Consider the following 20,514-nt stretch of genomic DNA (forward strand, 5'->3'; position numbering starts at 1 on the left):
GGAGTCAGACGATCGCGGGTGCCTTCTGGAGCCGGCGGCGCGTCAGCAGGACAGCCCCGACGACGGGCGTGCCCGCGGTCTCGATCCAGTGCAGGTCGGCGGCGGCCTGCGGGGCGTCGACCCGGCCCTCGACCAGGACGAGGACGGCGGCGTCGGCGACTCCGCGGAACGTGATCGACTGCTCGGTCGCGCCGAGGGTGCCCGTGACGACGAGAACGACGTCGTAGACCTTCTCGAGTTCCTCGACCAGCGAGCGCAGCGGCTCGATCGCCATCGGCGTCCCGGCCTGCGCGGCGCCCGCGGGAAGCAGGTCGACGCGGTCGGCGGGGCGCCGGAGGATCGCGTCGTCGAGCGAGGCGGCTCCCGCGAGCACCTCCCGCAGACCCGGCCGACCGGCCGAGGCCGACTCGAGGGCCGAGCCCTCCGCGGTGCCGTCGACCAGGACGACCGACGAGCCCAGCAGCGCGAGCGCCTTCGCGAGCAGCACCGCGCCCGCGACGTGCGGGGTGCTCGCGGAGGCGGGGGCGACGGCGAACGACGAGAACGAGCGGTCCCGCGCGAGGGCGACGAGCTCGAACGCCACGGCCGAGTAGCGTGCCGGGATCTCGGTCGTGTTCAGCAGTTCGTCGAGCTTCGCGGCCTTGGCGGGGACGATGCCCAGGAGCGGGCGGTCCAGGGAGGAGCGGACGTCGTCGCCCGTGCGGATACGACGGTCCAGTGCGGTGAGAACGATGGCCACGCCGGTACCGACCACCGCGCCGCCGAGGATCCCGAGCGCGAGCAGCACCAGAGCGCCACCGGTGACGGGGAGCTTCGGCGGGGTCGCCTGGCTGAGGACCTCGAGCTGGATCTGCGGCACGGCGACACCGGTGGCGGTGGTGGTCGGGTCAGTGCCCTGCACCGCCGCGTCGAGCTGCGCCGCGAGAGCGTTCGCGATGGCGGCGGCCTGCTCCGGCGACGGGTCGGTCGCCGAGATGGTGATCACGACGGACTCCGGCTCGGAGAGGACCTGCACCCTCTTAGAGAAGTCCTCGATGGTCTCGTCGAGGCCGAGGCCGTCGATGACTCCCTGGAGCACCGTGTCGGAGGTGCCGAGGGCGACGAAGGTGACCGTCGCCTGCGCGGCGGCACTATTCGCGGCCACCCGGTCGGCGGTGGAGAGGACGCCGGTCGAGGAGACCGCGACGTAGACGCGTGCATCCGCCTTGTACTGCGGCAGCAGCACGGAATTGAGTACCAGAGCCGCCACGGCCCCGAGCAGAGCGAAGGCGACGATGACGACCCACCTCCGGCCGATCCCGGCGAACAGTCCGTTCAAGGTCATGGTTTCAGTGTCCCTTTCGTCGACTGCACCGGGGTGCAGGGGGTCTGGCTGAGCGTCGTGAGGTGTCGTCCGCTCCCGCGGAACCGGTCCGGGGGCCGGTGGATCAGAGGGTGGCCTCGAGGAAGGCGAGGATCGCCTTCTTGTTGTTCGGGGTGTTGTTCTGGAGGCCGTGGTGCCCCGAGCCGTCCACGCCGACTTCGGACTCCACACCAGCGTCCTGCAGGGCGACCTGCATCGCGTCGGCCTGCTCGACCGGGACGAGCTCGTCCTCGGAGGTGAGCCAGATCTGCGGGGCGTCAGTGGCGTCGACCGAGCTGATCGGCGAGGCCTGCACGCTCTGCGGGCAGGACTGCGGGTCGATCTCGTCGCAGCCCAGGTAGGCGAGGATCTGCTCCTTCGCCTCGGGCAGCGGGTCGCCGAGCGACATGCCGGTCGAGGACATGTCGGCCACCGCCGAGAACGCGACGACCGCCTTGACCCGCGAGCCCTCGGTGAGGGGCCCCTCGCCGAGAGTGCCCAGCGTGGCTCCGATGATGGCGCCCGCAGAGCTGCCCATCACGCCGATCCGCGCGGGGTCGAGGCCGAAGCGCTCGACCTGCGCGGGCTGGCGGAGCCATTCGACGGCAGCCTGCGCATCCTCGACCTGACCGGGGTACCGGCTCTGCTGGAGCAGCCGGTAGTCGACCGTGACCGACACGTAGCCGCGCTGCGCGTAGTAGGCGCACAACTCCGACATGCCGCCCTCGTCACGACCGCCGTCGATGAAGCCTCCGCCGTGCAGCATCAGCAGCGCAGGCCGGTCGCCGGCTCCCTCGGTGGGGAGGCAGGCGTCGGCCTTCAGCGAGACGCCGTCGACCGAGCGGTACTCGATCGCCTTCTCGGTGGTGAAGCCGTCCGGCGTGCGGACGGGCTCCGGATCGGGGCTGCAGCCGGCGAGGCCGAGGGCGACGGCCACCAGGACCGCCAGGGCTCCGACTCCGCGTGCTCGTATCGACGTCACTCGTGGGGCTCTGCTTTCTTCTCGTCGTAACGGGGGGAGGTGCCCGGCTCGTCGGCCGGGACAGCAGCGGGATCCGCGGTCACGCCCGCGCCGCGCGCAGGGACGGCCACGGGCTTGCGCCGCTTGGCTCCGGGGCCGCCGAGGGCGGCCGGAGGCACGTAGATCCAGCGGATCTTGGAGAGGTACCGCGTGACCACCAGCGATACGACGACTGCCAGTGCCATCACCACCAGGAGGAGCGGGATCTCGAACCCGCCGATGACGGAGCGGTCCTCCGGGAGGATCACCCGCAGAACGGTGATACACGCGACGATCACGTAGAGGTGCAGCAGGTAGATGTGCAGGCTCCGCTCACCGCAGACGGTGAAGAAGCCGAGGAACCGGACCCGCGAGAGGAGCCGGGAGACGAGGATCCCCATCGCGACCGCCGACATCTGCCCGGCCAGCGCGAGGAACGGCACCCAGCGCACCGGGAAGAGGAAGAGCACGGCGCTCAGGAGCACGAAGACCGGAGTCACAAAGAGGAAAGCACGGGTCCCCTTCTGCTCGACGAACTGGATGATCTTCTTGGAGTAGAGCGTGCCGACCAGGAAGAAGACGAACAGGGCGCCGATGCGGTTCCAGCCGACATTGGTGGTGTTGACCAGGCCGGTGGTGAACAGCGTTCCGACGATCGCGGCGAGAGCCACCTGCACTCGGTGGTCGACGCGGCGCAGAAGCCAGGCGCCGAGAGTGAAGAGGAAGAGTCCGTAGATGAACCAGTAGCTGCTGCTGGGCCAGAAGAACAGCAGGAGGAGATTCAGCGGGTCGGTCGCGGGCAGCTCACCGAGTCCTCCGTTCGCGAGCGGCACGATCAGGTAGAACGCCATGCGCAGGACGGACCAGACGACGTAGAGCCAGAGCAGCGGGTACAGCCGCCGACGCCAGAGGTCGCGGAAGCTCCAGGTGGTGATCCGCGAGCCGAAGAGCCCGGACACCAGGAAGAACAGCGGCATCGGGAACAGCTCGAAGACGATCTTGATGCGGCCGAGAGTGTTCTCGACTCCGATATCGCCGAGGTAGAGCGACGTGTGGTAGTAGACCACCATCAGGATTGCCGCGCCCTTGGCGAAATCGACCCATTCACGCCGAGCGCCGCCGGCCGGTCTCAACAGCTTCATGTTCTCCCCCTTGCGCCGAGACGCACCGCTCGTGAATCCGGCTCGAGGTGAACAAGACTCAGAGAAGTGCACGGGCGCGACCGCAGAATGCGACCACGGAGTAAGACTAAAGGCGTATCGTCCGCGCCGCACATTCCGCTCGATAACGAAGACGACTCGGCCGGGAAGGAGAATTCCTCTCTCTTCTCGAATCCCGTCGGAGCCGCGGTCACCGGCGTCCGTTCCCCGCCCGCAGCGCGATGCGGTAGAGGGGAGGCGCCGCAACGGCGAGGCCGAAGAGCACCGAGCGGACGACGTCGCGACGGCCGGCGAGCGCGAGCAGGTGCCGCAGCCGGGCCTCGTCGTGGGCGGCACGCCAGAGTCGGCGGGAGTCGGCGGGCGTGTGCGCCCCCGAGGTGGCGTCCTTGAACCGCGAGAGCAGGCTGAACCGTGCCCGGTAGTAGGCGTAGTCGCGGGAGCCGAGCACGCGCGGGTCGAGCCCGCGGGCCGTGCGCTCGATCACCTCGGCGAGGGCGGCGAGGGAGTCGGCCCGCTTCGCTCCCGAGCGGATGATCGATCCGGAGCGCAGGTGGTACTCGTAGACGGAGTCGGGGATCACCACGACCTCGTCGGCCGCGGCGAGCAGCTGCGCGACCTGCGCCTGATCCGAGTGCTGGCGGATCCGGGTGAAGTCGATGCCGGCGAAGAGCTCGCGGCGGAACAGCTTGTTCCACAGGTGGCCGGTCAACTCCCCGACGAGCAGCGCGGTGAACGCGCCGCGGCCCGAGAGGGCGAGCGGTCCGCGGAGCGAGCCGACGGGCGTGGAGCCGGTGGCCTCGACGGTGCGGGCCTGAGCCACAACCACGTCGGCGCGTCCGTGCTCACCCGCGGCGAGCATGACCTCGATCGCGGTCTCCGGCCACTCGTCGTCCGCGTCGACGAGCCACACCCACTCGCCGGTCGCCGCGCCGACCGCTCGCTCGCGAGCGGCGGCGACTCCCTGGTTCTCCTCCTGACGGAGGTAGTGGATCCGCTCGTGCTCGTCGGCGAACGCCCGGCCGATGGCCGCCGTGCGGTCGGTGGAGGCGTCGTCGACCACGAGGATCTCCAGCTCGGCGTGGGTCTGCCGCAGCAGCCGCTCCAGCGTGCCGGCGAGGTGCGCCTCCTCCTGATGGGCGGGGAGGACCACCGAGACGAGGGTCACTTCTCGCCCACGACGCGGCGGAGCACCGTCTCGAGGTCGCGGCCGCTGGACTCGAGCGAGAAGCGGTCGAGCCAGCGGTCGATGCCGGTGACCTCCAGCTCGCTGGCGCGGATCAGCGCGTCGGCGAGGTCGGAGGCGGAGGGGGTCAACGCGAGCTCGCCGGTGAGGCCGGGGACGATCGCGTCCGCGACTCCCAGAGCCCCGGAGACCGCGACCGAGGGGACACCGGCCGCTGCGGCCTCGACGAGCACGTTGCCGAAGCCCTCGCGCAGCGACGGGAGCAGCACGACGGCGTTCTCGTCGAAGTGGTGGAACCAGTCCTCGACCCAGCCCTTGTCGTCGAAGTCGACGCCGCGGGCCGTCGCCTCGGAACGGAGCGTGTCGAGCAGCGGGCCGCCACCGAACGAGACGACCTTCGCGGGGATGCCGCGGCGCTCCAGCTCCTCGGCCGCGAGGATCGCCAGCTCCGGCCGCTTCTGCACGACGAGGCGGCAGGGCAGCACGATCTGCAGGCCCGCGGCGGTGCCGGGAGTTCGCGCGACCTGACGGGAGCGGTCGACCTTCGCGGTCGCCGGGTTGGGCACGACCGTGCAGCGCTCGCCGGCGACTCCGAAACCGGCGACCAGCTCGCCCGCGACGGGGTGGGAGATCGCGATGACGTGGTCGGCGCGGCGGTAGAGCCCCTTGGCGAGCGCGAGCTGGAGCTTCTGCGTGGGCGAGAAGCCCGGGATGCCGAGGGAGACGAGGTTGCGCTCGCTCACGATGGTCTTGGGCCGATCGGAGCGGGCCGTCATCTCGGCCGACGCCAGCAGCACGATGTTCGGGTAGCCCTGGAGCGCGACCGCGACGTCCGGCGTGCGGCGGCGGAACAGCTCCTTGAGCAGCGCGGCCTTGCCGAGGTGCCCCCTGCCCTCGGCGATGCGGTGCAGTGTCGCGCCCTCCGGCAGGTACTCGTCGGTGCTCTTCACCGACGTGGTGACCACATCCACATGGTGGCCCTGCTCGAGGAGCCAGCCCATCCAGGTGCGCGCGACGAATTCGGCCCCGCCTCCGTGCAGCGACGTGACGACGAACATGATCCGCATGAGCGGTCCCTTCTCCTGGGTCGCGCTCATCGCACGACCTCCGCGCCGAGGCCGCGGGTGTTGAGCGCCGAGAGCCGGCGGACCTCGGGCAGTGCGGCCTCGATGGTGGCGCGCACGCCTCCGTCGCCCCGCTCGGCGAGGATGCGGTCGATCACCGGGAGGACGCGGTCGGCGAAGCGGGGACCGGTTCGACGCAGAGCTGCGGCAGGCCGATCAGGCGCATGATGCCCTCGACCTTCCCCTGGGTGGCGAGGGTGATCGCCGGGACACCGAGCGAGAGCGACATGATCGCGAGGTGCATCCGCCCGGTGACGGTGAGCAGAGCGTCCTCGGCGAGGCTGCGGATCTCGGCGGGCATCAGCACGCGGTCGACGACGGTGACGCCCTCGGTCCCCACGCGCTCGGCGACCGCGCGCACCGCGACCTTGTCGTCGCCGACGGGCCGGGAGACGTGCGGGAGGAGCACGACGTGGACTCCGGCCGCACGCAGGCGGTCGACGATCTGCGCGTACTCGGGCACCTGGTCGACCATGCCGGCGACCAGGGCGCTCGCGTTCACCAGCGCGAAGGGGACGCCTGCCGGCAGGTCGAGCGCGTCGCGGAAGCGAGGGTCGCGGGTGCGGGCCGAGAAGACGATGTCGGTGACCTCCTCGACCCGGGCGACGCCGTTGCGGCGGGCGCGCTCGGCCGAAAGCGGGTCGCGCAGCAGCGGCACGGCTCCGGCGCGGGAGGCGGCGACCAGCGAGTGGCGGGCGGCGAGACGCGCCGAGGCGTTCCAGCTGAAGCCGAGGATCCGGGTGGGCACCCCCGCCTCGGCGGCGGCCTGCGCGAGCAGCGAGCGGCGCACCGAGCCGCGGAGGCTGTACTTGCCGTCCATCATGTCGGCGCCGACGACGGACACCGAGCGGGAGCGGCGGACGAGAGCGGCGTAGCGGCGCAGGTCGTCCGCGTGGGCGTCGCCGACTCCGTAGACCAGGTGCGGGAGCTCGACGAGCTCGACCCGCTCGGTCTGCTCCTCGGGGATCACCGCGTCGCCGGCGTAGCGCTGAACGACGATGACGGGGCCGGTGGTGTTCTCGAGGAACGCCTCCAGCATCGCCTGGTCGCCGATGTTGCCACTGCCGGGCGCGGCGAGCACGAGGTGCGCCTCCGGCTCGGGGCGGAGGCTCGCGAGAGCCTCGCGGAGCACCGCCGCGTCGCGACGGGCGGGCAGGCGGGTCGTCGTGACGAAGTCCTTCTTCCAGGACTTGACGACGCCGAGCTTGAGTCTCATAGATCTCTTCCAGTGGGGGGAACGGCGGCGTTCTGCCGCTCGGAGTCGGGGGTGCCGGCCGTGACCGCTCCGTCGACCAGAGCACTGTCACCGGCAGGGCTGGTGGCGTCGACCGGGGCAGGAGCGGGAGCCGCGGCGGGGCGGGAACGGCGGAAGTGGCGCCGGAGGTCGGCCAGGCCGACGATCTGGCGGCGGAAGGCGGGCAGGATCAGCATCCACACACCGACGCCCGCGAGCACCGCGGCGCCGCCGACCAGCAGGCGGAGGAACGGCTGCCCGGCGGGCAGGGCGACCGTGGAGAAGTACGATCCGACCGTGATCGAGCCGAAGACAATCAGGCTGCGCAGCCCGTTGGTGAACATCTCGCGCACCGGGGCGTCGGAGGAGCGGCCGATCCAGATCAGCCCGATCGGCCAGGTGAGCGCGAGAGAGGCGGCATAGGCGACCGCGACGCCCGTCACTCCCCCGTTCGAGCCGACCAGGATGAGCACGACCATCAGCGGACGCGTCGCCAGGCTGTACCAGACGCTCTGGCGGACCAGGCCCTTGGCGAGGAAGACCCACCACGAGCAGTAGGCGGTCGCCTGGAAGAAGCCGGCCACGAGCAGGATCTGGAAGATCGGCACGGAGGCGAGCCAGCGCTCCCCCAGCAGGACCCGGATGACCGCGTCCGACTGCGAGCCGAGTACGGCCAGCACGAGGCCCATCACCGTCAGCATCGCCGACTGGCCGAAGAGGACGAAGGTGCGGAAGCGCTCCCGCTCGTCCTGGAGTCTGGAGAGCACGGGCAGGGCCACGCGCTGGGCGGGCGCGTTCAATTGCTGCAGCGGCAGCATCATCAGCTGGAACGCCCGGTTGTAGAGGCCGAGGTCGACCGGCCCGAAGCGGGCGCCGATGACGACGGAGTCGACGTTCTTGCTCACATAGGTGAGGGCCTGAGTGGCGAAGACGCCGCCCCCGTAGCGGAGGAAGTGCCCCATCTCCTCGCCGCGGCGCGGCCGGCCGGGCATCCAGCCGGTGATCACGAGCAGCATCACCACGCCGATGAGCGGCTGGACGACCTGGCTCGCGGCCAGCGCCCAGTAGCCGGCGCCGCCGAGCGCCATCAGCACGCCGACGGCGAGGCCGAGGACCTGGCCGGCGATGTCGACCACAGTGAGCTTCACGAAGCGCAGGTGCCGGGCGAGGTCGGCCCTGAACTGGGTCGCGACGCCGTTGAGCAGGAACGTCGACGAGAGCGCGACGGTCAACAGTTGGAGACGCGGGTCCCCGTAGAGCGCGGCGATCGGCCAGGAGGCGCCGATCACGAGGAGGGTCAGCACGAGGCCGATGCCCGCGTTGATCCAGAACAGGTTGCTCTTCTGGCCGCGGGTGACCTCCTTCGCCTGGATCGCGGCGGAGGAGAGGCCGAAGTCGCGGAAGATCTCGCCGATGCCGATGATGGCGGTGACCATCGCGAGCAGGCCGTAGTCGGCCGGGGCGAGCAGACGCGCCAGGATCACGATGCTGCCGAGCTGCACGGCGATGCGGATCGCCTGGCCGCCGATGGTCACGGCGGCGCCGCGGCTCGCGGAACGGCCCAGGCTCGGGGGCGGGGTCGGGGTCGGGGTCGGTGCGGGAGTCGCCGCGGTCATCGCGAGCCCTTCTTGGTGGCGATCGCGCCCTCGTAGGCCTTCTTGAGCTCGCGTCCGAGCACGTCCCAGTCCCGCCCGGAGAGAGCCGGCAGCCCCTCGGGCGGGCGAGTACGCGTGCGCTCGAGAGCGGAGGCGAGGTGCTCGGGCGCGAGGTCGCCGTCATACTCGAGCACCCAGTCGCCGCCGACCTCCTCGGCGAGCGCCGAGTTGGCCGGAGTGCGCGGCACGAGCACCGGCCGGCCCAGCGAGAGGGCGACCAGGATCGAGCCGGAGTTGTGCATCTCGCGGTAGGGCAGCACGACCAGCTCGGCCCGGCCAATCTCGTCGACCATCTCGGCGTCGTCGACGCGGCGGAGCGTGATGTGCACGCGCGCGTCGCGGGCGGCCCGCTCCTCCACCAGCTCGCGCTGGCCGATGCTGGGGCTGCCGACCACGTGCAGCGAGAGCGAGTCGTCCTCCACGCCGTGGAACACGTCCATCAGCTCGACGACTCCCTTGTAGGGGCGGATGATGCCGAAGTAGAGCACGCGGCCGTGCTCGCTCCCGGGCAGCGGGTGCCGCGCGAACTGGTCGCGGTAGTGACCGTGCAGCACGGTCACGGCAGGCGCCGACCCCGGGGTGACGGTCGTGGGATTCAGACGGATGAAGAGGTCGGTCGCACGGTCGATCCGGGCGAGCGAGCGACGCTCGGCGGCGGGCCCGAGCTCGTGCGGATGCAGATTGTGCACCGTGCGCACGAGCGGGATGCGCTGAAGGGCCAGGCGCACGAGCAGCACGTCGAGAGCGCGGCGGCGCAGGAACCGGTGCCGCCGGCTCCGACCGCGGATCATCAGCTCCGGCCAGTGCACGTGCAGCACGTCGTAGTCGGCGAGCAGGGCGCTGCGCCACGAGAAGAACAGCAGCTCGACGCCCGGCGCCACGCCGTCGACGATCGAGTCCACGTACTGCGTGGTCGCGTCGGGCTGCGCGAGCGACTGCTGCACGACCAGCGCGGCGGGAGACGAGTCCGACCGGCGGGAGCGGCGGCTCATCGCTCGCCCCGCATCCCGACGGCCATCGGCGCATCGAAGATCCGCGCGCCGACCGGCTGGCGCATCCGGATGCCCCGGGAGAACTCGGGGACGTGCACCGGGTTGAGGCAGATGATGACGAGGAAGCCCAGGAGCAGGTGGCTCGGGCGGACCGCGTCGATCGCGTTGTAGCCGGCGAGGCAGACCAGGAAGCCCAGCAGTCCCGCGGCGGGGGCGATGTCGCGGCGGCTGAGGCGCTGCCGAGAAGAGCGATCGCGAGGACGACGAAGAACAGCAGACCCGGCACACCGACGCTGATCAGCAGCTGGAGGAACGAGTTCTCGATGACCACGTCCGAGAAGGTGCGACCGCTGATACCCGAGGTCGCGGCTCCCGAGCCCAGCCAGTTGGAGAGTTCGGCCGCCTTGAATGCGACGGTCACCGCGAGATCGCGCGCTCCGGCCGAGATCGAGGCGTCGAGGTTGTTGTTGCGCGCCGTGACCGGCTCGAAGTTGAGCACGCCGACGCCCGCGATGAGACCCGCGATCAGGATCGACCCCGGTCGCAGCAGGGAGCGGTCCGGGTTCATGACGCTCACCGCGACGAGCGCGACGACCACCGTGATGGCGACGGCCGCCATCGGGCCGCGCGAGACGGTCGCCACGACTCCGGCCGAGGCGAGGATCCCGAGCAGCAGATCGCTGCGGCGCGAGCCTGGAGCCAGGCCCCGAAGGCGAGCGCGGCTCCCACGGTGAGGAACGTGCCGGCGAGCAGCGGGTGGCCGAAGGTGATCTCGGCGCGGTAGAGCGACCAGTGCTGATCCTGCTCGGTGCCCAGCGCCGCGTAGAGCGGACCGATGATCGGCGAGCTCTGCGCCACCAGCTCGAGGCAGGCGTAGAGGGCGAGGAGCCCCGAGAGGGCGACCCAGGTCTTGCGCAGCAGCACGGCCTCGCGCTGCGCGTCGAACACCAGCATCGGCAGACCCACGCAGACGGCGATGCTGACCATCCACGAGATCCCCGCCGAGGCGAAGGAGCCGCGGACCGTCGCGACGGCCGACCACACCAGGAACGCCGCGAACGCGAGGATCGCGATGGCCCGCCACGGCGTGAGCACCAGCTCGCGCATCCAGTCGCGGATCGGAGCCCGCCAGAGCTGCGGAGCGAGGGCCCGGCGCACCACCCAGACGATCAAGACGACCGCCCAGAGCGTCATCCGGAAGGTGAAGCTCGACGCGTGATCGGAGTGGGGACGACCGCGAAGAACGCGAGCGCCATCGCCGGCAGCCAGTGCGCAGGAACGCGAAGCAGGACGACGGCGCCGACGATCCCGCCGATGCCGAGCACGATCACCTGGACGCCCGTTCCGGGGGTGCGGCTGGTGAAGACGTAGGCCATGCCGACGACGATCACCACGGCGGCCGCGAGGAGCGTGCCGACGACGAGCCGCCGCGGGAGGAGATCGATCACGTCGGGGTGTCCTTCTGGCGTCGGGAGGGGAGGCGAGTGGGCAGGGGCGCACCCCACGGCCGGGCGGCCGTCGGGGCGTGCGGAGGTGCGCGGTGGCTCCGCGCGCCGCCTCTCGGCGGTCGGGACGCCCTCTGCGCCGTTCCCTCCTCCTCGACCGCGGGACCGCGACGCCTGCCTCCGGAGCGGAGAAGCAGCGTCGGTCCTGCCGTCGGTCAGGCCGCACCTTCCTGCAGCCAGCGCTGGAAGGTCAGCACCGTGTCGCTGTTGGTCAGGCCGGGGACGACGTGGCCGAACTGGCCGCCGGCGCCGCTGTGGTAGACGATGGTCGCCTCCCGGGCGACGGGGAGGGCCAGGCGGCGCAGGCGCCCGCCGTGGATCTCGGCGGGGACGAGGGTGTCGGCCGAGCCCGCCGAGATGCGCAGACGCGTGCGCGCCCAGGCCGACTGCGGGAGACGCGAGGGGTTGCCGTCGCGCAGGGCGTTGCGGTCGCCGCCGTAGACGGCGAGGACGCGTCCCGGGTCGCGCGACTCGGTGTCCTCGAGGTCGTAGACGCTGCTCGCGTGGTACGCGCCGTAGATGTTCGGGATCAGGCGGTTGGCGTAGGCCCAGCACAGCAGGGCGCCGCCGCCGGAGTTCGAGCGGAGGAAGCTGGCCCGCACGCTCCACAGCCCGGTCACGTACCGCACGGCGGCGGCCTGCGCGGCGAGCGCGGTCGAGTTCGTGTAGGCGGTGCTGCCTCCGTAATTGGGGCAGATGCTGACCATGCCCTGGTCGATGAGCTGGTCCGCGGAGTACTGGTAGGCGCCCGAGAGCGCCTCGTAGCTGCTCCCGCTCGCGTGGTAGTACCAGACGACGGGCACCGGGACGCCCCTGTTCGGGACGGCGGTGTGCGGGACGAAGAGGCGGGCCCGGTCGGTGCCGATCACGACGTCGACGATCTCGTAGGGCTTCCGGCCGACGCGGGAGGTCGCGGTGTCGGTGCGCGAGATCTCTCCGGGCAGGCGGGGGATCACCGAGTAGTTCGCGGCGGCGGCGGCGGGAGGGGCGACGAGGGCAGCGCCGGCGACTCCGGCTGCTCCGGCGAGAAGAATGCGGCGCGGGATTCCGCGCGAGGTGTCAGTCATATCGAGGTTCCTTCGGAGCTGTCGCCGGCTGCGTCGATCCCGCCGGCCCTTCTGATATCGACGTAGCCGATATCGACGCACGAGAAGTCTCGATCGACCCCCCGACCCACTGGTGAGTGTACGGGCCGCAGATGACATTCAGATGACGTGCGGATCACATCTGATCGCCTTTCGGCAATCACCGGGCTGCGCTGAAGAGGCGCCGGGATCGACCGGCGGACTTCTCGACAGCGCGCTGGAGGACGAAAGGCACAGCGCTTTCGGCTGAGACGACTCTCGCGGAGGCGGCGAGATCGAGAGTCTCGCGAGTGAGGCCCTCGATCCCGACGGTGACGGCGAGACCGGACTCGGCGAGCCGCGTCGTGATCTGCACCTGGTGGTCGTCGACGTGCTCGCCGGCGGCGGCCCGCCGGGGCACCAGGATCGGCACCCGGCCCTGCTGGATGGCGCTGAGCGCCGTGCCCACGCCGCCGTGCGCGAGGACGATGTCGGCCGCCGCCATCGCCTCGTTGAGCTCGTCGTGCGGCACGGAGTGGCGGCCCTCGATGCCCAGCTGCGAGACGTCGTTCGCTCCCGTCTGCCACAGCACCTCCACTCCCTCCAGCAGCGGTGCCAGCGCGGCGAAGAAGCGAGGGAACGGGTAGCCGTCCTGCGTCCCGACCGAGACGACGGCGCGGCGGATCGGCCGCGGAGCGACAGCCTCGACCCGGTACGTGTCGAAGATCGAGCCGCCGAACCGCCAGCGGTCGTCGGCCCACGAGCGGTACTGCGTGTACGTCGAAACGGCGGGGATCCGCGCGAGGATGCGGCCGGTGACCGAGGGACCGAGCACGCGCGCGGCGCTCTCGATGTAGTGGGCCGGGATGCCCCGGGACGCGGCGAGCGGGAGGAAGGAGAGGGCTGGACTCGCGCCGGTGCTGAACACCGCGTCGTAGGAGCCGCGGGCCAGGACCGAGCGGGCGATCGCCGCGTTCCGCAGCATCGGCACGACGGCGCGGGGCGGAGCGTCGGCCAGGTGCGTCACCCGTCGGTCGCTCAGGAGGGTACGGCTGAGCGCGCTGTCCACGGTGGCCCAGTGCTGCTCGGACGGGTCGACGCCGAGCAGACCCGAGAGAGCGAACATCTCCTTGAGATGTCCTCCCCCGGAACTGACGAACAGATACGAAGCCATACGCGCCTTCACTGGTGATGATCGATAACAGGCGTGTGGATGATCATCGTCCACTGAGGACGACCACCGATCCTGGAGCAGAAGTAGGCCGAGCCTAGCAGGACGAGTAGTCGAGAGCGGTACCGGAGGAGAACAGTTCACCTTCAACCACGGGGAATTACCGTCCGCACCGAAATCGATAGGCGCTCAGGTGAGAAAAGGAGCGGATCTCGCTTTCGATCCCTTATTGCGAAAGGCCGCCGACGTCAATGGCCTGCGGATCGACGATTCCGCTCGTATCGTCGGAGCCTCCGGCACCGACGCCGGTCGATGGAGGAGGAGCGCGATGAGCGACAGCGAGCAGAGCCGGCCCGAGCAGGACGGGCCCGTCATGGCCGGCAGCGACGACGCAGGCAACGACGAGAAGCTGAGCGGGCTGATCGACCAGGTCGAGCACGACCACGGTGCCGAGGGTGCGGGGGCGATGGCGGAGGCGCTGCGCGAGCGCGCCGACGAGACCGGCACCGACATCGCCGAGGAGCCCGAGGCCGGTTCAGGCCCGGTCGAGGACAGCGGGACCGCCCAGGTCTGAGGGCTGCGCGGACCGTCAGGGTGCGCGCCGCCTGGCGGAGATCGGGGCTCGGGTGACGCTCATCGTCGGCCCAGCGGTCCGGTCCCCTGCCAAGGAGCGCTCTGCGGTCAGGACCGGGGCCGCGGGGCGATCCTGCCGCGACCCCGCGACGTCGGTTCAGCACGACTCCTCGATCGCCGAACCGGCGGGGGTCTGCGGCCGCCCCGGAGTCGCGCAGAGCCCGGTGCTCGGCAGCCGGGGAGCCGAGCTGCCTCCCCGATCCGCCGCGCTCAGTCCGCGAAGATCGCGCCGACGGGCTCGCGCTTCTCCGCCTGGAAGCGGTCCTCGGCCCGGCCGAGCGCCCAGTAGGCGGAGAGCGAGAGAGCGCGCCGCTCCACGCCCCACTCGTCCTGCAGCAGGGCGCGCAGCTGCTTCATGGCCGTGCGCTCGCCGTGCGCGAACACCTCGAGCTCACCCTCGGGCCGCGGCTCGGCGCGCACCGCTGCGACCAGGGCGTGCCCGGCCTCGAGGCCGCCGCGGTGCAGCCAGCGCACCTCCACTCCGTCCGGAGCCGCGAGCACGAGCTCGTCCTCGGCGCCGTGCACCTCGATCAGCGCGAGTCCGCGCGCCTGCTCAGGCATCGCCTCAAGGGCGGAGGCGATCGCCGGCAGAGCGGAGTCGTCGCCGAGGAGCAGGTGCGCGGCCTCCACCCGCGGGGACCACGCGCCGCCGGGGGCCGAGAGCGCGACCCTGTCGCCCGGGCGGGCCGCGAGCGCCCACGGACCAGCGACTCCCTCGTCGCCGTGCACGACGAAGTCGATGGCGGCCGACTGCTCCTCGTGATCGAGCGAGCGGACGGTGTAGGTGCGGCGGACGGGCAGCTGCTCGGCGGGGACGCTCGAGCGCAGGGCGTCGAGGTCGAAGGGCGGCTCGAGCGTGGATCCGCGCGGTGCGAGGAGGAGCTTCACGTAGCGGTCGGTCGCGGCGAGCCGGCCCGGATCGGCGTCCGCCAGGAACGCTCCGAACCCCTCGCCTCCCAGGTGCACGCGCACGAGGTGCGCGGTGAGGCGCTCGGTCCGCAGCACGGTGAGCACGTGCTGATTGCGGGCGCGTCGTGGGCGGGCGGGGTGCGGAGCAGCGTCTGTCATCCCTTCAGCATGCCCAGCTCGGCTCCGGATGCGCCGAGCACACCCGCGATCTTCTCGAAGAGAACGGATGCTGCGGGTGTGCACGGGCGGCCGTTCCCGCCGAGCTGGCGCGAGGCGGAGGAGCGGCGGGCGCGGGGGCCGCGGCGCCCCTAGCCTCTCGGCATGACTGCGACGGCTCCGCGACTCCGCTCCGACCGCCTGGTCGTCCCCGATGTGCTGCGGGGAGTCGCCGTCGTCGCCATGCTGATCGCGCACGCGATGCCCCTCGTGCCGACGGCGCGGACGGGAGCCAGCGGCCTGATCGCGTGGAACATCAACGACCTCGCCTCTCCGCTGTTCGCTCTGGTGATGGGGATGTCGGCCGCCCTGGTGCTCGCGCGGCCCGGCGCCTCCGCCCGTCGTACCGTGCTGCAGAACCTGATCCGAGGGGCCGTGCTCATCGCGCTCGGTCTGTGGCTCGGCGGGTGGGGCAGCTGGATCGCGATCGTGCTCCAGTTCCTCGGCGTCACGCTCGCGATCGGCACACCGCTCCTGCTGCTGCGGCCGTGGCTGATCGGCGCGATCGCGGGCGTGCTCGCGCTGGTCGCCGGGCCGCTGAACGCCGCCGTGCTCGCGGCGGTCGGACCGGTGACGCCGTATCCCCCCGGCCCCCTCGACCTGCTCACCGTGTGGTTGTTCACCGGGCCGAGCTACCGGGTCACCAACCTGCTCCCCTTCTTCCTCCTCGGCGCGCTGCTGCTCCGGCACGGTTTCCGCCGCGATCGGCTGCTGCCCGTGCTCGCGGTGGTGGCCGTCGTCGCCTACCCGGTGCGTGTGGTGGTCGACCGGATCGCCGGGACGGACTCGGTCTCGGGAAGCCTCCCCGACACCCTGCACGACCTGGGGCTCGTGCTCGCGACCTACGTCGTCGTGGTGCTGCTCGCGACGGCTCGCGCGCCCGTCGTCGACCGGGTGCTCCTGCCGATGCGGGCGGTGGGCACCGTCGCGCTCTCGGTGTACGTGCTCCAGGTCGCGCTGGTCGCGGCGTTCGCGAAGGCGGGGCTCGGCTACTCCGCCGACACTCCGCTCGCGTTCCTCGTGCTCGTGTTCGGCGTCTGGGCGGTGGGCGTGCTGTGGTGGCGGTTCGTCGGCCTCGGGCCGATCGAGTGGCTGATCGGCCGGCTCACCCGCCTGGTGCCCGGCCGCTGACGGACCGGCGGCGGCCCCTCTCCGCCGCCGATCCGCCGCGGCTCAGCGCGCGAGCGACTCCGTGTGCCGCACGAGTGCCGGGCCACGGCCGGCGAGCACCAGATCGCGCACGGCCGTCACCGAGAGGGAATCGCGCACCCTTCGTGGTCTAGTATTCCGAGCGAATCTCACGATCCCGTCCGCGGTCTCGTGACGACGAGGTCTGGAGAAGGGGCGGTAGCGGTGGCGGATCTGGGTGCGATCGAGGAGGACGTTCCGTTCGCTGCGGGGGTGGCGGAGGCGGTGGTGTCGGCGTTCACCGACGCGGCGGCTGTGGTCGAGGGGCAGTCCGGTTCGCGGGCGGGGTCCGCGGTGACGGCGCTGGCGGAGTTCCGTGGCCGGTTCTCGGAGGTGTTCCGCCAGAACGCGCAGACCGGCGCGACAGACGCGGCCGAGCTGGTGGCGCGGCTGCGCGAGGTCGCGACGGCGGCCGGCCGGTTGCGGGACGAGGCCGCGAAGGAGCAGCGGCGCCGGGTCCTGGCGCGGGAGTGGAAGCGGGAGCAGGACTCCCGGAACCTGGTCGAGCAGCTCGGAGCGACGCTGTTCGGCGAGGAGGACCCGCCGGTCGGGCCTGCTGCCGAGCAGGTGTCGATCCCCGTCGAGCAGGGTGCGGTCGGGGCGCGTCAGACCCCGGCCCCGGGCGGCGGCGGGATGGGCGGGGGGACCTCGTCCGCGCGGCCGGAGGATCTGCGGGCGTTCGCCGATGCGTCGTCGTCCGCGAACGACGAGCTGCGGGAGCGTCCGGGGCGGTTGCGGGGCCTGCTGACGGATTTCGCTGAGCAGTGCCGGTGGGGGCATCTGGACGCGGACAGCGTGGTGTCGGGGGTCGTCTCGTGGCTGGCCGCGAACGACCAGGACGTGCAGTGGGCGCGCAGCATCGCGGACGCGTTCGCGGCGGCGGGCGGGGACGGAACGGTGTCCACGGTCGCGGACAGTGCGCTGGCCCTCGCGCTGGGGTCGGCGGGGGTGGCGCTGTCCCGGGAGGACATCGCGATCACGCCCGCTCAGGTGTACGGGGCGCCGCCGACGTCCGGCTACGCGGACGACCCGGTGAACACGACCACCGGGAACTTCCTCGAGACCGAGGTCGATCTGGGGTTCACCGGCGGAACGGGCTCGCTGCGGTGGGAGCGCACCTACAACTCCCTCGATGAGCGTGCCGGGGCGTTCGGTGCGGGCTGGTCCTCGGTGGCCGAGGTGCGGCTGCGGGTGGAGGACGACGGCGCGACCCTTGTGCTCCCCGACGGGCGGGAGCTGCTGTTCCCCCGCCAGGGCGAGGGCTGGGACCGGGCGGTCGGCGAGAGCCGATGGCTCGCCCGCGAGAGCGACCCGGAGGGCACGGGTGAGCGGCTCGTGGTCTCGGGGAACGACGGCTCCCGGTGGCTGTTCACGGCGGGCGGGCGGTGGCTGTCGGCGGGCAGCGGCCCGGGGACACGGGTCGACGTCGAGTACGACGAGCACGGCGCGCTGACGCGGCTGCGGCACGAGCGCGGCCGATGGGTGGCTGTGGAGTGGTCGGGCGGGCGGATCGTCGTCGCGCACGCCTCCGACGGCCGCCGGGTGGAGTACGAGTACGACGCCGGCCGGCTCGTCGCGGCGGCCGGGCCGGGCGGGACGCGCCGGTATGGCTGGAACGCCCAGGGTCTGATCGAGTCGGTGACGGACGCGGGCGGAGTCGTCGAGGTCCGCAACCGCTACGACGCGAAGCGACGAGTGGTGTCGCAGACCTCACCGTTCGGGCGCACCACCCGGTACGCCTACCTGCCCGGCCGGGCGACGGTCGTGTCGGACACGGACGGGTCCCGCTCGAACACCTGGATCTCGGACACCCGGGGCCGGCTCGTGGGGATCATCGATCCGGCGGGGCGCCGGCAGTCGATGAGCTACGACGCCGCCGGGAACCTCCTCACCGCGACCGGCCGCGACGGGACGGTCACCGCGCACGCCTACGACCATCGCGGCCGGCTCGTCCGCACGAAGACCCCCTCCGGCGCGGACATCACCCGCGGCTACGACGAGTCCGACCGGGTGACCACGGTCGTCGCCGAGCAGGGCGGAGTCACGAGCTACGAGTACGCGGACGACGAGGACCGCTCCCCGAGTGTCGTGATCGACCCGGAGGGTGGACGCACCCGTCTGACCTGGGTCGACGGCCAGCTGACCGAGGTCACCGACCCGGAGGGGGTGAGCGTCCGCCTCGGCTACGACCCGTTCGGGGATCTGATCAGCACGACCGACGCGGACGGGAACACCGCGCGTCTGCTGCGCGACCAGGCGGGCCGCGTGGTCGCCGCCGTGACCCCCTCCGGAGCGCGCACCGAGTACCGCTACACACCGGCCGGTCTTCTCGCTTCCCGCCGCGACCCGCTCGGCGCGACCTGGCGGTACGAGTACGACAGCGGCGGACGCCTCACCGCTCTCGTCGATCCGCTCGGGGCCCGCACCGTGATGGAGCACGGCGAGCACGGCGCGGTGTCCCGCACGATCGACCCGCTCGGCCGGGCGATCACGCGGGAGTTCGACGACCTCGGGAACGTCTCGGCCGCGCTGCTGCCGGACGGGAGCTCGTGGCGGTTCGCGTACGACGCGCTCTCGCGACTGACAGAGACCACCGACCCCGCCGGGCACCTCTGGCGCCGCGAGTACGACGCCGACGGCGCGCTGAGCGCCCTGATCGACCCGACCGGCTCGCGCGCCACCGTCTTCACCGACCCGCACACCACCGCCGTCTCGGACTCCGCCGCCTCCTCGCGCACCCGCTTCGACCCCCTCGGCCGGCCCGTCGCGACCGAGGCGCACGACGGATCCACGGCCCTCACCGTCTACGACAGGTGCGGCCGCCCCGTGGAACTCGTCGACGAGGAAGGCGGCCTCACCCACCTGATCCGCGACGCCGCCGGCCGCATCACCGAACAGATCGCCCCCTCCGGCGCCACCACGCGGTTCGAGTACGACCGGTGCGGGCGCCTCGCGTCCCTCACCGATCCGGCCGGCGCCTCGACGACGCTCGAGTACGACGCCGACGGGCGCCAGATCCGCTGGAGAGGACCCACCGGCGAGACCGGCTGGAGCGAGTACGACGCCGCTGGCCGCGCCACCGCCCGGCACACCCCCGGCCGCGGCACCGCCCGCTACCGCTACGACCCGCTCGGCCGCGTCGTCTGGTCCCACGACTCCTGGCACGGCACCCGCCGGTTCCGGTACGACGCGGCCGGGCGGCTCGTCGAAGCCGTCAACGGCATCGGCGGCGTCACCCGGTACGAGTACGACGACCGCGGCCGCAACACCGTCATCATCGACCCCCTCGGCGGCATCACCCGGCGCACCTTCGACGCCACCGATCACGCCGTCGCCGCCACCGATCCCCTCGGCCGCACCACGACCGCCGGCTACGACCCCGCCGGCCGCCAGCTGTGGCAGCAGGACCCCGAGGGGCACCGCCTCTCCTGGACCTACGACGCCGCCGGCCGCGAAACCAGCCTCACCGCCGACGGACGCCTGCTCTCCGAAACCCGCCGCGACCTCCGCGCCCGGCAAGCGGTGATCATCGACCACACCGGCCCCGACGGACCCCTCGAGCACACCCTCACCTGGAACCGCCGCGACCAGCTCATCCGCCGCACCCGCAACGACCGCGGCCTCGCCTGGGAGTACGACGCCGACGGCAACCGCACCGCCGTCATCGGCCCCGACGGTGCCCGCACCCGCTACGAACGCGACAGCACCGGACGGGTCACCGCGATCGAACACCCCCGGCTGGGCCGTGCCACGTTCGAGTACGACGCCGCCGGACACCTCATCGCCTCCACCGCCGGAGGGATCGCTCAGACCTGGCGGCACCACGACGGCTTCGTCACGGAGCACAGCACCGGGACGGGAGCGGGCACCGGGTCGTCGCTGACCCGCATGACCCGGGACGAGGACGGCCGCATCACCCGCCTCGACGCACCCACCGGCGGCGTCGACTACCGCTACGACGACGCCCAACAACTCCTCGAAACCCGCGCAGAGGCGGGCACGACCCGATTCGAGTACGACGCCGGCGGACGCCCCACCCGCGAGACCGACTCCGACGGCCGCACGAGCGTCCACGACTACGACGCCGCCGGCCAACTGCTCTCGACCACCCGCGACGACGGCACCCGCGTCGAGTACG

The 20,514-nt window shown here is 72.1% G+C and carries 17 protein-coding genes; 3 read left to right on the top strand and 14 right to left on the bottom strand.

The genetic code is table 11. The features are described 5' to 3' along the window. Positions 1–4 precede the first annotated feature (4 nt). From ACH61_RS03640 to ACH61_RS03695, 13 genes are all read right to left on the bottom strand, one after another. Positions 5–1,324, bottom strand: coding sequence for a Wzz/FepE/Etk N-terminal domain-containing protein (locus ACH61_RS03640; protein ID WP_068208715.1), 1,320 nt, complete (start codon positions 1,322–1,324; stop codon positions 5–7). A 103-nt stretch (positions 1,325–1,427) separates the two neighbouring features. Further along, on the bottom strand, positions 1,428–2,324 hold the full coding sequence (locus tag ACH61_RS03645; RefSeq protein WP_068208717.1) for an alpha/beta hydrolase: 897 nt from the start codon (positions 2,322–2,324) through the stop codon (positions 1,428–1,430). Then, a complete protein-coding gene (locus tag ACH61_RS03650; protein ID WP_068208719.1) occupies positions 2,321–3,484 on the bottom strand; it encodes an acyltransferase family protein in 1,164 nt (387 codons plus the stop codon). The genes ACH61_RS03645 and ACH61_RS03650 overlap by 4 nt, the downstream gene beginning before the upstream one ends. Positions 3,485–3,692: 208 nt before the next feature. Further along, positions 3,693–4,667: a glycosyltransferase family 2 protein gene (locus ACH61_RS03655; protein WP_068208721.1), complete on the bottom strand. Its 975-nt coding sequence runs from the start codon at positions 4,665–4,667 to the stop codon at positions 3,693–3,695. After that, complete coding sequence (locus tag ACH61_RS03660) at positions 4,664–5,782, bottom strand: glycosyltransferase (protein ID WP_068208723.1); 1,119 nt, start codon at positions 5,780–5,782, stop codon at positions 4,664–4,666. The genes ACH61_RS03655 and ACH61_RS03660 overlap by 4 nt, the downstream gene beginning before the upstream one ends. Beyond that, entirely contained in the window at positions 5,779–5,907 is a 129-nt protein-coding gene (locus ACH61_RS18795; protein ID WP_269085050.1) for a hypothetical protein, read from the bottom strand. The genes ACH61_RS03660 and ACH61_RS18795 overlap by 4 nt, the downstream gene beginning before the upstream one ends. Then, entirely contained in the window at positions 5,904–7,025 is a 1,122-nt protein-coding gene (locus ACH61_RS03665) for a polysaccharide pyruvyl transferase family protein (protein ID WP_068208725.1), read from the bottom strand. The genes ACH61_RS18795 and ACH61_RS03665 overlap by 4 nt, the downstream gene beginning before the upstream one ends. Further along, positions 7,022–8,659: a lipopolysaccharide biosynthesis protein gene (locus ACH61_RS03670; RefSeq protein WP_068208727.1), complete on the bottom strand. Its 1,638-nt coding sequence runs from the start codon at positions 8,657–8,659 to the stop codon at positions 7,022–7,024. The genes ACH61_RS03665 and ACH61_RS03670 overlap by 4 nt, the downstream gene beginning before the upstream one ends. Then, complete coding sequence (locus ACH61_RS03675) at positions 8,656–9,690, bottom strand: glycosyltransferase (RefSeq protein WP_068208730.1); 1,035 nt, start codon at positions 9,688–9,690, stop codon at positions 8,656–8,658. The genes ACH61_RS03670 and ACH61_RS03675 overlap by 4 nt, the downstream gene beginning before the upstream one ends. A 573-nt stretch (positions 9,691–10,263) precedes the next feature. Continuing rightward, positions 10,264–10,884, bottom strand: coding sequence for a hypothetical protein (locus ACH61_RS03680; protein ID WP_068208732.1), 621 nt, complete (start codon positions 10,882–10,884; stop codon positions 10,264–10,266). Continuing rightward, complete coding sequence (locus ACH61_RS03685) at positions 10,881–11,138, bottom strand: hypothetical protein (protein WP_068208734.1); 258 nt, start codon at positions 11,136–11,138, stop codon at positions 10,881–10,883. Before ACH61_RS03685 ends, ACH61_RS03680 begins: the two co-directional genes overlap by 4 nt. A 212-nt stretch (positions 11,139–11,350) precedes the next feature. Next, positions 11,351–12,262, bottom strand: coding sequence for a hypothetical protein (locus ACH61_RS03690; protein ID WP_068208737.1), 912 nt, complete (start codon positions 12,260–12,262; stop codon positions 11,351–11,353). Positions 12,263–12,440: 178 nt separating this feature from the next. Then, on the bottom strand, positions 12,441–13,385 hold the full coding sequence (locus ACH61_RS03695; protein ID WP_158286115.1) for a glycosyltransferase: 945 nt from the start codon (positions 13,383–13,385) through the stop codon (positions 12,441–12,443). A gap of 373 nt (positions 13,386–13,758) precedes the next feature. Here ACH61_RS03695 and ACH61_RS03700 point away from each other — a divergent pair, with 373 nt between their 5' ends. Further along, positions 13,759–14,004, top strand: coding sequence for a hypothetical protein (locus ACH61_RS03700; RefSeq protein ID WP_068208740.1), 246 nt, complete (start codon positions 13,759–13,761; stop codon positions 14,002–14,004). Positions 14,005–14,273: 269 nt separating this feature from the next. Here the strand turns inward: ACH61_RS03700 and ACH61_RS03705 are convergent, their stop codons facing one another. Continuing rightward, positions 14,274–15,131, bottom strand: coding sequence for a siderophore-interacting protein (locus tag ACH61_RS03705; protein ID WP_068208741.1), 858 nt, complete (start codon positions 15,129–15,131; stop codon positions 14,274–14,276). Positions 15,132–15,293: 162 nt separating this feature from the next. Here ACH61_RS03705 and ACH61_RS03710 point away from each other — a divergent pair, with 162 nt between their 5' ends. Next, positions 15,294–16,319 carry a DUF418 domain-containing protein gene (locus ACH61_RS03710; RefSeq protein ID WP_068208743.1) on the top strand — a complete coding sequence of 342 codons (1,026 nt, stop codon included), beginning with the start codon at positions 15,294–15,296 and terminating at the stop codon, positions 16,317–16,319. A 222-nt stretch (positions 16,320–16,541) separates the two neighbouring features. Continuing rightward, on the top strand, positions 16,542–20,514 hold a 3,973-nt coding region (locus ACH61_RS03715), incomplete at its 3' end, for a DUF6531 domain-containing protein (protein ID WP_153038791.1).

It is taken from the genome of Rathayibacter tanaceti (assembly GCF_001634385.1).
GTDB lineage: Bacteria > Actinomycetota > Actinomycetes > Actinomycetales > Microbacteriaceae > Rathayibacter > Rathayibacter tanaceti.